Genomic DNA, 14,068 nt, shown 5'->3' on the forward strand with positions numbered 1-14,068 from the left:
ATCAGCATAGACCGGAAAAACTTGATAACCCTTCAGATGCCGCATGGCACACGGACCTGCATTGCTCACATGTTCGCGATGCCTTCACGGGCTCCTGCAGGTCGCTGCCAACCATCGACTTGAAGGTGTTGATCGTGGCGCTTTGAGCTTCAGGCCACCCGATGACGCCGAACAACACTCAGAAATTTCCCAAACGCTCTCCGGCGACTTGTTCGCTCCCCTCCCCCTCCCTAACGTGCCCGGGTCGCGGCCGAGCCCGCGACCGGGTTTGACGACCTGAAGCAAGCGGCGCGATAGCGCCTACGGCGCATACGAGAAACGGCGGACGTTTCTGGTAGGCACCGGCTCGCATGCAGTTATCCAGGCTGCATCACACAATGGCGGATCGCGTGGGGAGACCCCTGCGGTCTGCCGGCCCCGTTTGCCCGGTTCGTCAACCCCGCGCGATTCGCCACCCTTCGTTTGACGACGTGGGGTGGCGGACTTAACCCGCAAACGGAGCAACGCCATGCATGACGCATCCATCCCCACCTTCTTCACCCGTCACAACCGCCCCCTGCGCGGCGTGATGATCGACAATCAACCCTGGTTCTCCGCCTACGACTTCGCCCGCCTGCTCGGCCTGCATCACCCGCAATCCCTGCATCGCCGCTTGCGGCCCTTCGAGGCACGCCGGGTCCCCATCCGCTACGCCAACGGCCATGAAGAAGAGATCCACGTCATCAACGAAGCCGGCCTCTACAAGGCCCTGATCCGCTTCGGCCACCCCGAATGCCAGCAACTGGATGAATGGCTCACCCGCGAAGTAATCCCCACCCTGCGCGACCAGCACGCCGAAGGCTACTTCCACCCCCGGCGGGTGCTGATGACCTGGCAAGCCCGGCGGCTGATGCTGCTGGAGTGGCAGGGCGAACTCTGGATGCCATGGGAGCAGGCACCGCGCTACGAAATGCCCTGACGCCCCGCGTGTGGGTGCGGTTCGGCAGGTGACCAACCGGTCGGCGGTTTGTGGCCTGAGCGTGTTTGACCAGCCCGCCCGGCATGACTAGTACTGGCACCCGAGTCCCAATACGCAGTTGGACTCGGGTGGACACGCGGCGGGGGCAAACCCACGGAACGCACCCCGCCATTCCTGTGGCTCGAATCGAGATAACAACAATGAATTCGATCGCAAAGCTGCGTTTCCCGGGCCGTCTGCTAGGCGGTTCCCTCCTCCTGCTTTCCTTCCTGGCCCCCGTCAGCCAGGCCGCCGACAACCAGTCCCTCACACGCTCGATCACCTCCCTGGGCGGCGCTCAGGTGCAGGGCGTGGCCGATGTCAATAACACTCAATCCTGGCGCGCCATTCCTTATGCGGCGCCGCCTGTGGGCGAGTTGCGCTGGAAGGCGCCGCGCGATCCCGCGACCTGGAACGGTGTGCGTCCTTCGGGCCAGTTCGCCAGCATTTGCCCGCAGCTGGGCAGCTTCTTCGGCGCACCCGACCCGGCCACCTTCGGCCAGCCAATAGGCTCGGAAGATTGCCTCTACCTCAACGTCTGGCGCCCGAAGAGCACGGAAAGCAACCTGCCCGTGCTGTTCTGGATTCACGGCGGCTCCAACCTCAAGGGCGCCAGCTCGGAACTGCTCTACAACGGCGCCAACTTCGCCCGCAATGCCAACGCCGTGGTGGTGACGGTGAACTACCGCCTCGGCAGCCTGGGCTGGCTGTACAACGCTGCCCTGCACGAAGGCAACGCCAAGGACGACTCCGGCAACTACGTCACCCTGGACCTGATCAAAGGCCTGGAGTGGGTGCGCGACAACATCGCCCAGTTCGGCGGCAACCCCAACAGCGTCACCATCGCCGGACAGTCCGCCGGCTGCATCAACGCCTGGGGGCTGCTGCAATCGCCACTGGCAGATTCGCTGGTGGACCGCATGATCTGCATGTCGGGCCTGCCCAACGCCTATCCCAAGGCCCTGGGCGAGGTGCAATCCGACGGTATGATCGACGACCTGCTGATCGAGAAGGGCTATGCCAGCGACAAGCTGCAAGCCGCGGCCTTCCGGACAAGCCAGGGCCCGGCCTGGGTGCGCAGCTTCCTACGAGGGCTGCCGGCGGCCGACATCGTGCGCCACACGCCAACGCCCGTGGTGATGGGGCACTTCACCGACGGCCACGTGATCCCCTGGGCTGGCTACGTCGACCTCATCGCTGGCGGTTACCACAAGGTGCCAATGATCCTCGGCACCACCAAGGACGAAGGCACCTACTTCGCCGGCGAACTGCTCAGCTACTACAAGCCCGACCACGCGCAGATGTGGGACATGGTCAACAACCAGAACCCCGCCAGCCTCGCCATCACCGACATCGTCAAGCCGGAGCTCTACCCCACCTACCGCCCGGTGCACCGCGCCCTGAGCCTGGGCGTGGACCTGACGGTGGACAACATCTGCCGCTACCTGCGGCTACTGCAAGGCAGCATCTACCGCTACAACTTCGACTGGGACGACTCGCCAGCACCCTGGCAAGAAGCCTTCGGCGCCGTGCACGGCATGGACCTACCCTTCCTCTTCGGCAACTTCCCCGTGGCACCGCAACAGGACCTGCTGCGCTTCATCAGCACCAGCAGCAACCAGAGCCAACGCACCGCACTATCCAACAAGTTCACCCAGTACGCGTCCCAGTTCATGCGCACCGGCAACCCGAACAAGGCCTTCGACGGCCTGCCCGAGTGGTACGACTGGTCGAACTTCTGGGTCTTCCAGAAGCGCCAGATCCTCGATAACACGGTGAAAACCAGCTCACACGACGTCTGGCTATCGGATGTGAACAGCGCGCTCGATCAACTCGGCACGGACGACCGACAGAAGGTGCTGGATGTGATGACGGGACAGCAGGTGCAGCTGGAGGATGCGGGGGTGGCCTACCAGTAATCCATAAAAAAGACGCCCAACAAAAAGCCCCCGCTGGATCGGTCCGGCGGGGGCTGTAGTGGTCTACTGATACCAAACGCGTCTGTTTACACTTTTCACTCAGTTTGGCAACAGAGCGCGCCCCACCCTGGGCATGAATTCTCCCTCCATGGATAAATAAAGCCTGCTCTTCCCCAAATTAGAGTAGGGAAAATAAATCTGTCCCCTTTTCCTTCTCTTTTCCCCCTCCCCTTTTCCTTCTTTTCCTTACGGGTGAATTATGGATATATACCAGCTCGCTCAAGTTCAGAAAAAACAAACTCCATACCTTCTCGCATTTCATCTGTATCTTTTCTTATCACCACACCAACACTTGATGACATATTCAAAACAAAAGTATATATATTATTACCCCTTTCGCCATCCACCTTAAATATAGAGAACCATTTATTTTTAATCGCTGCCAATTTTAATATTTGTACAAAATCCTCAAGCCCGACACTACTCATACTTGACGAGCCAAAATGGGCAGCATACTTATCAGCGAGCTCACCGAAAGACATTAATCCAGCCCCTCTTAATGCTTTTGAAATATCTTTAGCATCAGTTAACTAACCTGTCGCAACTTTATCTACGACATCCCATATAACCTGCTTTGGCGGACCATCCACACCGTTTTCATAATTAGCTACTCAGCCACCTCAACCGCAGTACGCTTACTTCCATTATAAAATAAGTGCCCACCAGCAATATCCCTAATCATTGACCCAGCCTTGTTACAGAACCCATTATGATTAGCAGCATTAGCTATAGCCGCATCAACATCTCTGAAAGAAATTGACCAACCAAATTTTGAGTTTATTGAGGTGATGTCATCTACACTTAAGCCGACCTTGAATCCGCCAAGACCTGCACCACTTGAAAGGTTTTGGGTTGGATTTAAGTTGCTGCCGATAGGCTTTCCAACAGTGGCTAGATCATATACCTTTCCAGCCCCACCAGCTCCTTTTGCAGTTCACTCAACATGAATCAACATGCACTTTCCGTCTTTTTTCCCAACCAGACTTATTGCCTTTCCACTCCTCCCTCCATCGATCGAGATCTCCACCACGAGATCTTTATCATCAAAAGTCTCCAACTCAACAATCAACTGCCTGATTGTCTTCCCGACGGATTGCCAACCATTACTCTCCAATAACTTATCCACAATCTAGTCACCTATGCGATTAAGATTTTTATCATATGCCCCATACGCGTACCCTTGCTCGAAAGATCCTTTATGGAAGTAGCCATTTTCCATGCCCCGCCGTTATGTCCGTCCAAATCCCTTGTTATATATAAATTCCCCTTCTTGTAAACCAACTGACCGCCATGAACTGTCTCTGCCACTCTTTTAAACCCTAGACCCTCAGCTGCAACCCGCGCCTCTTTGTTTGTTGTAAATACTGGAGTTCGTGAAACGCCTCCCTTGTTTCCGAGAAACCCACCCATTGCCGCCAGGAGATCCGCTCCCCAACCGGCCTTCTCGGGCGAAACCCCCTTGCTTTCCAGCTCAAGCCGCGAACCCGCTTGGGTCAGGACCCCGGTCGCACTGGAGTTCTGCATTTGATAGCGGTGCAGATCATCCTTGAACAACGAAGGGATGTTGTCGTCGAAGTACAGCCCAGCCAGCCGCTCTTGCAAGCTGTTCCGATCATGAAGCAGATCGCCATAATACTGAGTGCAAAGGGCAGGGTTGCTGCTACACAAGGAGCTAATCGCATCATCGTTGGCGACGCTCAGCTCACGGAACTTCTTTTGGATTGCCTCGCAGTTACCTTGTGCTTGACATCTACGTGCCTCCTCCTCGAGGTCGTCCAGCTCTTGATGACCAAGGAAGTTGTACTGCGTAGCGTTCTGCGCGACCCACGCGCCCTTCTCGATGTCCCCATCCACCGCCGCCGCCGCGACAAGGCCAACCAGTTGCGAGGACATGGTCAGCAGGTTCGGATCGTTCTTCACCAGTGCATCGAGCTGTACAACCAACGCTTCGTTGGCACCTGCTGCAATGGCGCCGGTCTTGAAATCACCTCCAGTGGCTTCGCTTAGCAGGCCGCCGACAATGGCGTGGATAGCCACCTTTTGCGGGGAGCCATCGACCCACTTGTCTTCGGTGAAGTTGCCAACGGCGTTGAAGGCGGCTGCCGCCAGGGTGTTGTAAAGCGCGCCCTGCAAGGCATCCCTGAACGAAGCATCACGCCCCATCAGCTTGTTCAGCGCCGCCGCCGTGCCACTCTGGGCCAGTTGGTTGCCGGCGAAGTTGCCGACGCCTTCCAGCGTCCCCAGATCGACGTTATTGACCTTGTCCGTGAAGGTGTTGGTATGGGCCCCGAACAACTTGTCGAAGATGTCGCCAGTGAGGGCGATGGCACTGACATCGCGCCCGGCGACTCAAAGGCGCACCAGCCTGGGCGCCTTTGACGGTCAAATCGATTGGTTTGTTAATGAACGGAAGCAGCCCAGCATGAAGCCAGACCCGGAACTATCTGTATGCAAGAGCCAGGATGATTGGGCCTGAGGAAATGTCCGCAACCAGCGTCCGAAGCTGACATGGAGTTATAGTCCTAGTCCGCAGAAAATTAGAGCAGGCAAAATACCACCCTTAGTATTAGTTCTAGGCAACTGATAGCTGTATTCAACAACCCCTGGGAAACGAGTATCCGTGATTTTGTTGGAAATCTTCGCGCCGGTTATCTCAACCGACTCCAGGAATGCATCGTTGTTGTGGGCACCAGAAATCGTACCCGCCTTACTGTTTCGCACGCCGATCTGGGTGTTATGACCGAGAACTGACTCGTTAAAGTTCTTCGGAAGTGTAGAGGCTGCTTGCCCACCAGCCGTAGCAGTTCCTTTTGCGACAAAGAAACTACAAGATATTTATATCTTGCAGCTCCTCAATATCCATCCCCATGATTTCTGCTGCTATTGCAAGCTGCTCTTTCATCTTAAATGAGATAGCTATGTCGAATTCCACCAACTGAGAGCAAAGAACTTCCAGCGCTAAACCAGGCTCTCCACATGCGAGAAGTTCTTTGACATTTCTTTCTGTATCGTCCTCGAAGCATCCCGAAACCGCTTCCAAGACCTCTTGTATTATTTCTCCAGACTCACGCATGCCGTACCTCTACTTAGGATATGCAGTAATAATCCCCTCGCCGTGAGGCTCAACTATTACACGGATATTCACGCCATCACGCACACCTTCTACAGCCCAGCGGACAGGCTTGCCTTTCGTGGTGAACTGGGCACCAGGCTTGCCAGTCAATTGTGTCCACGAAGCTTTAGGATCTGTAGCTAAGTCAGAAACGTTGTGCATGACCTTATTGCCGTTCCAAGTGGCAGGAAAAGCTGTTTTTCCTGCAGCTCCCGGCCATAGATGCCCTCCGCCAGTAGCATCCCCCAGCAATATATGCTGCGTCCGCTGATTGTTTGCCAAGTTGATAAGCGAGTCGGTGCTCGGAGTCGCTTTTGCACCACCCGGAACCTCAAGCTTACCCAGATCACCAACAGCTCCGACCTGTGCTTTCCAACCTCCTGATGCGGGAGCTTCAGCAATGGCATTGACAACCTGCTTGGCAGCATCGGGTAGCTTAGCCGCAACTTGCGCAGTGCCACGAACTGCGGTCAAGACGCCAACCAGCTCAACCGCGAAGCGCGCACCTTCAACGCCAGCGGTGACTGATCCCTGCCACCCCGCATCGTTGTAGGCCTGGGTCAGCCTTGCAGCTCTCTGCTCCAGATCGCTGACGTAGCTATCGGTGAATTGCTGGCGGAATTCGGGCGAGCTTGCCAGCTGTTTCAGCGCCTTGACTGTTTCCGGCAGATGTTGCACCAGTTCGAGAACACCCTCGACTGTTTCTGCAGCCGAAAGCCCGATTCCACCTCCAACGCCAACAACGATGCCAAGGTCTTGCTGGGCATCTATCAGCGCCCACTTCGTTGCTTTCTCCACTCGACAGAGTTTGTCTTCCTTACAGCCCTCCATCTCGTGGTCTTTTTCAGCTTCCTGCGCATGGGTGAGGTAGTTGTACTGCGTCGCGTTCTGCGCGACCCACGCGCCCTTCTCGATATCCCCATCCACCGCCGCTGCCGCGACAAGGCCAACCAGTTGCGAGGACATGGTCAGCAGGTTCGGATCACCCTTCACCAGTGCATCGAGCTGTACAACCAACGCTTCGTTGGCACCTGCTGCAATGGCCCCCGTCTTGAAGTCGCCGCCGGTGGCCTCGCTGAGCAGGCCGCCGACGATGGCGTGGATAGCCACCTTTTGCGGGGAGCCATCGACCCACTTGTCTTCGGTGAAGTCGCCCACGGCGTTGAAGGCTGCTGCGGCCAGGGTGTTGTAAAGCGCGCCCTGCAAGGCATCCCTGAACGAAGCATCACGCCCCATCAGCTTGTTCAGCGCCGCCGCCGTGCCACTCTGGGCCAGTTGGTTACCGGCGAAGTTGCCGACGCCTTCCAGCGTCCCCAGATCGACGTTATTGACCTTGTCCGTGAAGGTGTTGGTCTGGGTCCCGAACAACTTGTCGAAGAGGCTTGAGGTCAGCCCCGCCGTGGCGCCGGCCACGACGTAATCCTTCAGGCTCTCTTTGGAGGTGACGTCCTTGAACACGGCGCCCAGATCGCCCTGATTGTTGATGACGCTGACGCTGCCTTTGGTCGCGGCCGTGGTCGCGACCGCCCCGACTATCGCGCCGCCAGCGCCTCCTCCTACAGCCGCGCCGGCCGCCGGCCCCACGGTCGCCGCCATAACAATGGCAATCGCCAGCTGCGCCCCAGCGCCCAACCCGGAATGGCTGTACTTGAAGGAGTCGTGAATCTCCTTCACCCGCTGCCAGTCCACATCCCCGCGCTGTTCCAGCTCTTTGATCCAGGCCAGGTTCGGGTCGGCCTGGACCATGGCGTCGATGGTCTGGCTGACCGTCTGCTGGTCGATGTGCTTGATATCGATCTTCAGACCATCCACGGCCTGGATGATGAGGTCGCCTTGGGCGACGAGCTCGCTTTGGCGCACCGTCTCGTCGGTGGTGCCCTTGCCCTTCATGGAGGTCCAGGCGAGGTCACTTTTGCTTTTCTCGTGGCTCTCCTGGTGCAGGTCTTTCACTGCTTCGAAGGCAATCACACCGCCGCTGTCCAGGGTGAGGTCACCGCCGGATTCCAGCTTGGCCTTCTGGTAGCGCTGGTCGCCTTCGCTGACCAAGGTGAGGTCACCGCCGCTGATGATTTCGCTGCCGATGTTGCGTACGTCGGTGACTTCGTCGCGCTGGGTTTTCTTGCTGCCGAAGCTGCCCTTTTTCTTCTTGTCGTACAGCGAGTAGTCGCTGTCTTCGGCCGCCAGCAAGCTGAGGTCATTACCGGCGTAGAGGTAGGCTTCATCGCCTGCCTCGAGGCGGCTGGCGGTAATGCTCAGGTCGTTGCCGCTGACCAGGCTCAGGCCACCACCGGCGGTGATTTCACTGCCCTGCTGGCGGACCTGGTCGTTCTGGATATCGAGCTTCTTGCCACCCCCCTTGTAGTGGTACTCGTAGTGGCTTTCGTTGGCGGCTGAAGCGATATCGAGATCACGCCCGGCGGCCAAGTCGATATCGCCACCGGCGCCGACACGACTGGCAATGACCGCCAGATCGCGGCCGGCCTCGATCTTGAGGTCGCCACCAATCTGCACCTCGCTGCGATGCTGGGTGATGTCGGTTTCAGTCCAGCGCGACTTCTTGGCATGGCCTTCGGCGGTATCCACCTCGGTGGCGGAGGCGATGAGTAGATCGCGCCCCGCGCTCAGGCCGGCGTTACCGCCGGCACTCAGCACGCTGCCAATGTTGGCGAGGTCGCGGCCGGCCGAGAGGCTGAGATTGTTGCCCGCCTCGATTCGGGCAGCGTTGTCCATGACGCTGTCTTGACGCGTACTGGGCCCGGCATGCAGCAGGGAGCCCTGGCTACGCTCATTGATGATGTCTCCCGTGAGCGCCGTTGCGCTGACATCGCGCCCGGAGATGATGCCGCCCTGGGCGTTGCGGATGCTGTCTGTAGCCAGCAGATCGAGGCGGTTGGAGGTCGCCGCTGGCGTTGCGGCTGTTGTCCGGATTGACCCCGGCCTCAATCACCCCCTGGTTGCTCAGCCGGCCGCCGCTGGAGAGGCGGATGGCATCGCGAGCGGCAAGGCTCTGACGGTTGTCCAGGTCGCCTTGGGTGGCGAGCGTGGCACTGCCACCGGCGTAGGTCTTGCCAGTGAGTTCGGCGCTTTGCGCGTTGATCCGCAGGTCGCCGACGGCCGCAGTTTGCGCCAGGGTCAACTTGCCGTTGGCGTCAATCTGGATGTCGCCTCCGCTGGCCGCCATATCGCCGGCCAGCTTCACGCCGACACCGGCCTCGGTGCCCACCAGGCGAATAGCGCCGGCGTACATGCCGCCCAGAGCAGAGCTGTCGATGGCCAGCAGGGGCTTGTCGGCGTCGCTCCCTGCACGTGGCGTGGCGGCAAGGCTGTCGGCCTGCACTTCGTTACGCCCGGCGACGATATTCAGTTCCTGCGCATGGATTTCGGCGTTGAGCTTGGCGCTTCGGGTGATCAGGTCGAACTGGTTGACGTTGCCAGCATTGAGGCCCGCGCCCTCGATGGCGATATCACCGCCATCCACCTGGAAGCGATCCAGTCGTCCGCCCTCCACAATCGGCTTGCCGGTGGTCAGCGTGGCGCGTGGCGTGTTGATGAAGCCACAGCCGTTGCAGGTGACGCCGTGCGGGTTGGCGACGATGACCCGCGCCGACTGACCCGCCACTTCGGTGTAGCCGCCCAGGTGACTGCGGTTGCCGCCGGTGACTTCGTTGAGGATGGTGCTGGCGGCCTGCCCCTTGAGGTTGGGGTTGCCGATGATGATCCCGCCCAGCTGGGTGGACTGGGTCTTGTTCGTGGCGTTGTTGAGGATCAGGCCCTGCTGGCCGACGTTGTACTCGCTGAATTTGTTGTGGGACAGCCCACTGCCGTTTGGTGTAGCGATGTTGACCACCGGTACGCCGTTGCCGGCCTGGCCCAGTTGGGTATTGCCCCCGGCGGCCTGGTCGATGGCCAATTCGGCCGCCACGGTGACGATGGGGTTGAGGGAGAGGATGCCGGCCAGGGCCAGGGCGATGCATTGGTTAAGGGGGCTGCGAACGTCCATGTGGTGTCCTCTTTAGGCGGCCTTGCTCGGGTCGCGTAACGCTGATTCGGTGGTGTGGTCCGCAGGGGCTTGGCAGCTCCAGGCCGCGGATGCTCGATGGCAGTTGCCGATGCCCCTAGAAGAAGGCATCGATCCGGAAGTACGTCGGATGCTCGCGGCGCTCGATGGCGTCCGGCCGCTCCAGAGAGCGAGCCAAGGTCACGGAGGCGGCGACGTATTGCCCGCGCAGGTTCAGCTCCAGGGCGTTGCCGCTCATGCGACCGCGAGCCTTGGGGTTGTGCGAATCGCCATGGATCACGCCGAGGTCGTAGGCCAGTGCGGCACCGTATTCCTGAAACAAGGACTGCAGCGGTTGCCAGGTGACGGCCCGGCGCCAGCGCAGCTGGTTACGCCAGTAGCCGCCGGTGTCGCCGGACAGGGTCTGGTCCTTGAAGCCGCGCACCGAACTCAGGCCGCCCAAGCTGATGCGCTGTGGACTGAACAGCACGTCCTCGCTCCGCTGCCCGGTGGCGAGGCTGTCGAAGCTGAAGCCTTCGCCCCACAGCTGGAACGGCTGCAGGTAGCTGAGGGTGAGGCTGTACTTGTTGTAACGGGCCACTGGCTCGCTGCCATGCGGGTTGCCATCGCCCTGGGCGTCGAAGCTGCCGTTGCCGTGCTGCCAGCCCGCATCGAGGTTGACGAAGGCGGTGCCGATGCGGCGGCCATGGTTAAAGCCGAGCTGACCCTCTGAGAGGCGGGTGCTGGACACATCTACCAGGGCGTTGTCGATGTAGTTGCGGGTGCGCACGTGGCTGAGGCCAAAATTGAAAGCTGTCTTGCTCTGCGCGTCGCGGTGCAGCACGCGCTCGGCGCGCAATTGGTGGGTCTTGCTATCGCCGTCCAGGGCGAAGGCGAAGCCATTGCCTTCGCTACGGGTGCGGTAGTACCTCTGGCTGTAGCTGTAACTGAAGGTCCACCAACCGTAGGGCAGGCTGTAGAACGCGCTTTGGTTATCAGAGTGGCGCCATTGGTCAGTGACGGCATCGTTGTTGGCACGCAGGCTGAGTTGGTCGGCCAGGCCCAGCGGACTATCCCAGTCCAGACCGAGCCCCAGCTGTTGTTCGCCGGTGCTGCGATCGCCGTCATTATTGCGGGTGGCAGAGACCCGCCAGGGCTTGCTCCGCTCACCCTTGAGGGCTACCCGGCTGCCACCCACCTGCTCGCCGGGCAGCAGTTCCAACTGCGCCGGGCGTGAGGGCAGGCGGTTCAGTTGGTCGACCAGTTGCTCCAGTTCGCGCAGGTTGAGGAGTTGGCCGGTCTCGCCGGGGAAGGCCATGGCCAATTCGCGGTCGCTGGCGATGCTGGAGCTATCAAGTCCCTCCAGCTTGCCCTCCACCACGATGACGTCGAGCTGGCCATCGGACAGATCCTGTTGCGGCAGGTAGGCGCGGGAGGTAACGAAGCCGCGATCCAGGTAGTAGTCGGTGATGACTTTCAGCAGTTCATTGAGCTGCGCGACGCCGAGGCAACGGCCCGCGTAGGGCTCCAGCAACTGCTGCCGATCCTCGGCATTGAGGTGCTCAGCGCCTTTCAGGTCGATGCGGCGTATTTCGAAGCAGCGGCCCTCTTCGACTGGGGCGGGCGGCGCGGCTTCCACAGCTTTGCCTGGAAGCTGTTGCAGTTCCTCCAGCCGCTTCTGCTGCTCCTGCAGCAGGCGCTCCTGGCGGTCGCGGATCAGGTCGCGATCGCCGGGGGACACATCGGCGCTGGCCAGGCCGTGGGCGCCGACCATGAACAGACTGAGTACTACGACATCCAATTTCAGGGGACGCACGCTGGGCAGTTCCTTGGCAATGGGCCGGGAATGGAAAGGGCGCCATTGAAAACAACTGAGCCGGTGCGGTATGCCAGCGAACCCTGATCAGGTCGCTGGAAATTTCCTGATTGACTGTATGAAGCCCTGAACAGGGCCTCGGCATGTCTGACCCGCACCCCTGACGGGTGCGCACGACGCGAGACGGCACGAAGCGAGTGCATGAAGACTGAAACGAGCAGAGGGCCGCCCTAGCCCCAAACGAAAACGCCCCCGCAGGCAGGGCCGGCGGGGGCGTTTTCAGCAGCGGGTCGAGTTAGACCTTGGTGCGCTCGTAGCGCTTGCGGTCGTTCTCGTTCAGCATTTTCTTGCGCAGGCGGATGGACTTCGGCGTCACTTCCACCAACTCGTCGTCGGCGATGAATTCCAGCGCCTGTTCCAGGGTGAACTTGATCGGCGGAACCAGGGCGATGACCTCGTCCTTGCCGGAAGCGCGCATGTTGTCGAGCTTCTTGCCCTTGGTGGGGTTGATCACCAGGTCGTTGTCACGGCTGTTGATGCCGCACAGCTGGCCTTCGTAGATCTCGTCGCCCGGGGCGAGGAACAGCTTGCCGCGGCTCTGCAGGGTTTCCAGCGAGTAGGTCAGTGCGGTGCCGGTGGCCATGGAGACCAGTACGCCGTTCTGACGGTTGCTGACTTCGCCGGCCTTGATCGGGCCGTAGTGGCTGAAGGTCGAGGTCAGGATGCCGGTACCCGAGGTCAGGGTCAGGAAGTTGTTACGGAAGCCAATCAGGCCACGCGCCGGGATGGTGTATTCCAGGCGAACGCGGCCCTTGCCGTCGGGGATCATGTTGGTCAGATCGCCTTTGCGCAGGCCCATCTGCTCCATCACGGAGCCCTGGTGCTGCTCTTCGATGTCGATGGTGACGTTCTCGTAGGGCTCCTGCTTCTCGCCGTCCTTCTCGATGATCACCACTTCCGGACGGCCGACGGCCATCTCGAAGCCTTCGCGGCGCATGGTTTCGATCAGTACGGAGAGGTGCAGCTCGCCACGGCCGGAGACCTTGAACTTCTCGGCGGATTCGCCGGCTTCAACGCGCAGGGCGACGTTGTGCAGCAGTTCCTTGTCCAGACGGTCCTTGATGTTACGGCTGGTGACGAACTTGCCTTCCTTGCCGGCGAACGGCGAGTCGTTGACCTGGAAGGTCATGCTCACGGTCGGCTGGTCAACGGTCAGCGGCGGACGCGCTTCGACGTTCTGCGGGTCGCACAGGGTGTCGGAGATGAACAGCTCTTCCATGCCGCTGACGCAAACGATGTCACCGGCTTCGGCTTCAGCCACTTCCACGCGCTGCAGGCCGGAGTGGCCCATGATCTTCAGGATACGGCCGTTGCGCTTGGTGCCGTCGTCGCTGATGGCGACTACCTGGGTGTTGGACTTGATGCGGCCACGGGCAATGCGGCCGATGCCGATCACGCCGAGGAAGCTGTTGTAGTCCAGCTGGGAAATCTGCATCTGGAATGGGCCGTCGACGTCTACGTCCGGTACCGGCACGTGGTCGATGATGGCCTGGAACAGGGCGTCCATGTTGTCGTCCATCTTCTCGTGGTCCATGCCGGCGATGCCGTTCAGGGCACTGGCGTAGACGATCGGGAAGTCCAGCTGCTCGTCGGTGGCGCCGAGGTTATCGAACAGGTCGAAGATCTGGTCAATGACCCAGTCAGGACGCGCGCCCGGACGGTCGATCTTGTTCACCACCACGATCGGACGCAGGCCGGCCTTGAACGCCTTCTGGGTCACGAAGCGGGTCTGCGGCATGGGGCCGTCCTGGGCGTCGACCACCAGCAGTACGGAGTCGACCATGGACATCACGCGCTCAACCTCACCGCCGAAGTCGGCGTGGCCGGGGGTGTCAACGATGTTGATGTTGTAGCCGTTCCACTTGATGGCGGTGTTCTTCGCCAGGATGGTAATGCCGCGCTCTTTTTCCTGGTCGTTGGAGTCCATCACGCGCTCGCTTTCCGCTTCTTTGCGGTCGAGGGTGCCGGACAGCTTCAGGAGCTTGTCCACCAGGGTGGTCTTGCCATGGTCGACGTGGGCGATGATGGCGATGTTGCGGAGTTTTTCGATCACGTTTGTATCTCGATCAGTGGATTCGGTGTGCCGCGAAGTCTAAGCGGCTGATAT

8 protein-coding genes and 2 pseudogenes are annotated in these 14,068 nt (G+C 60.0%); 2 read left to right on the forward strand and 8 right to left on the reverse strand.

What is annotated here, in order from left to right:
• Positions 1-508 precede the first annotated feature (508 nt).
• Both FFS60_RS05665 and FFS60_RS05670 read left to right on the forward strand, forming a co-directional pair.
• Positions 509-958, forward strand: a complete 450-nt coding sequence (locus FFS60_RS05665) for a Bro-N domain-containing protein (RefSeq protein ID WP_028629856.1) — start codon at positions 509-511, stop codon at positions 956-958.
• Positions 959-1,158: 200 nt separating this feature from the next.
• Positions 1,159-2,916, forward strand: coding sequence for a carboxylesterase/lipase family protein (locus FFS60_RS05670; protein ID WP_171016488.1), 1,758 nt, complete (start codon positions 1,159-1,161; stop codon positions 2,914-2,916).
• Positions 2,917-3,173: 257 nt separating this feature from the next.
• Here the strand turns inward: FFS60_RS05670 and FFS60_RS05675 are convergent, their stop codons facing one another.
• The 8 genes and pseudogenes from FFS60_RS05675 to typA form a co-directional block, all read right to left on the reverse strand.
• Positions 3,174-3,458, reverse strand: coding sequence for a hypothetical protein (locus FFS60_RS05675; RefSeq protein ID WP_137821368.1), 285 nt, complete (start codon positions 3,456-3,458; stop codon positions 3,174-3,176).
• A 655-nt stretch (positions 3,459-4,113) separates the two neighbouring features.
• Positions 4,114-5,301, reverse strand: a complete 1,188-nt coding sequence (locus FFS60_RS05685; protein ID WP_305955945.1) for a DUF637 domain-containing protein — start codon at positions 5,299-5,301, stop codon at positions 4,114-4,116.
• A gap of 499 nt (positions 5,302-5,800) precedes the next feature.
• Positions 5,801-6,049, reverse strand: a complete 249-nt coding sequence (locus FFS60_RS05690; protein WP_137821370.1) for a MafI family immunity protein — start codon at positions 6,047-6,049, stop codon at positions 5,801-5,803.
• Between the two features lie 9 nt (positions 6,050-6,058).
• Positions 6,059-6,340, reverse strand: a complete 282-nt coding sequence (locus tag FFS60_RS29395; protein ID WP_371926376.1) for an EndoU domain-containing protein — start codon at positions 6,338-6,340, stop codon at positions 6,059-6,061.
• Positions 6,332-8,815, reverse strand: a pseudogene (locus FFS60_RS28840) (DUF637 domain-containing protein); the annotation flags it as partial. The pseudogene FFS60_RS28840 and the gene FFS60_RS29395, both read right to left, overlap by 9 nt.
• 163 nt (positions 8,816-8,978) lie before the next feature.
• Positions 8,979-10,088, reverse strand: a pseudogene (locus FFS60_RS05700) (filamentous hemagglutinin N-terminal domain-containing protein); the annotation flags it as partial.
• Positions 10,089-10,203: 115 nt separating this feature from the next.
• The gene (locus FFS60_RS05705; RefSeq protein WP_137821435.1) at positions 10,204-11,859 is read right to left on the reverse strand and encodes a ShlB/FhaC/HecB family hemolysin secretion/activation protein; all 1,656 of its coding nucleotides are present in this window, start codon (positions 11,857-11,859) and stop codon (positions 10,204-10,206) included.
• 337 nt (positions 11,860-12,196) lie between these two features.
• Positions 12,197-14,014, reverse strand: coding sequence for a translational GTPase TypA (gene typA, locus FFS60_RS05710; RefSeq protein WP_028629859.1), 1,818 nt, complete (start codon positions 14,012-14,014; stop codon positions 12,197-12,199).
• Between the last annotated feature and the right edge of the window lie 54 nt (positions 14,015-14,068).

The organism is Pseudomonas sp. D(2018), assembly GCF_005502555.1.
GTDB lineage: Bacteria > Pseudomonadota > Gammaproteobacteria > Pseudomonadales > Pseudomonadaceae > Metapseudomonas > Metapseudomonas resinovorans.

Excerpts from the sequence above, each read along its gene's own strand:
- FFS60_RS05675 (WP_137821368.1), bottom strand. The coding sequence starts at position 3,458 with ATGTCTTTCGGTGAGCTCGCTGATAAGTATGCTGCCCATTTTGGCTCG.
- FFS60_RS05705 (WP_137821435.1), bottom strand. The coding sequence starts at position 11,859 with ATGGTCGGCGCCCACGGCCTGGCCAGCGCCGATGTGTCCCCCGGCGAT.
- FFS60_RS05690 (WP_137821370.1), bottom strand. The coding sequence starts at position 6,049 with ATGCGTGAGTCTGGAGAAATAATACAAGAGGTCTTGGAAGCGGTTTCG.
- FFS60_RS05665 (WP_028629856.1), top strand. The coding sequence starts at position 509 with ATGCATGACGCATCCATCCCCACCTTCTTCACCCGTCACAACCGCCCC.
- FFS60_RS05670 (WP_171016488.1), top strand. The coding sequence starts at position 1,159 with ATGAATTCGATCGCAAAGCTGCGTTTCCCGGGCCGTCTGCTAGGCGGT.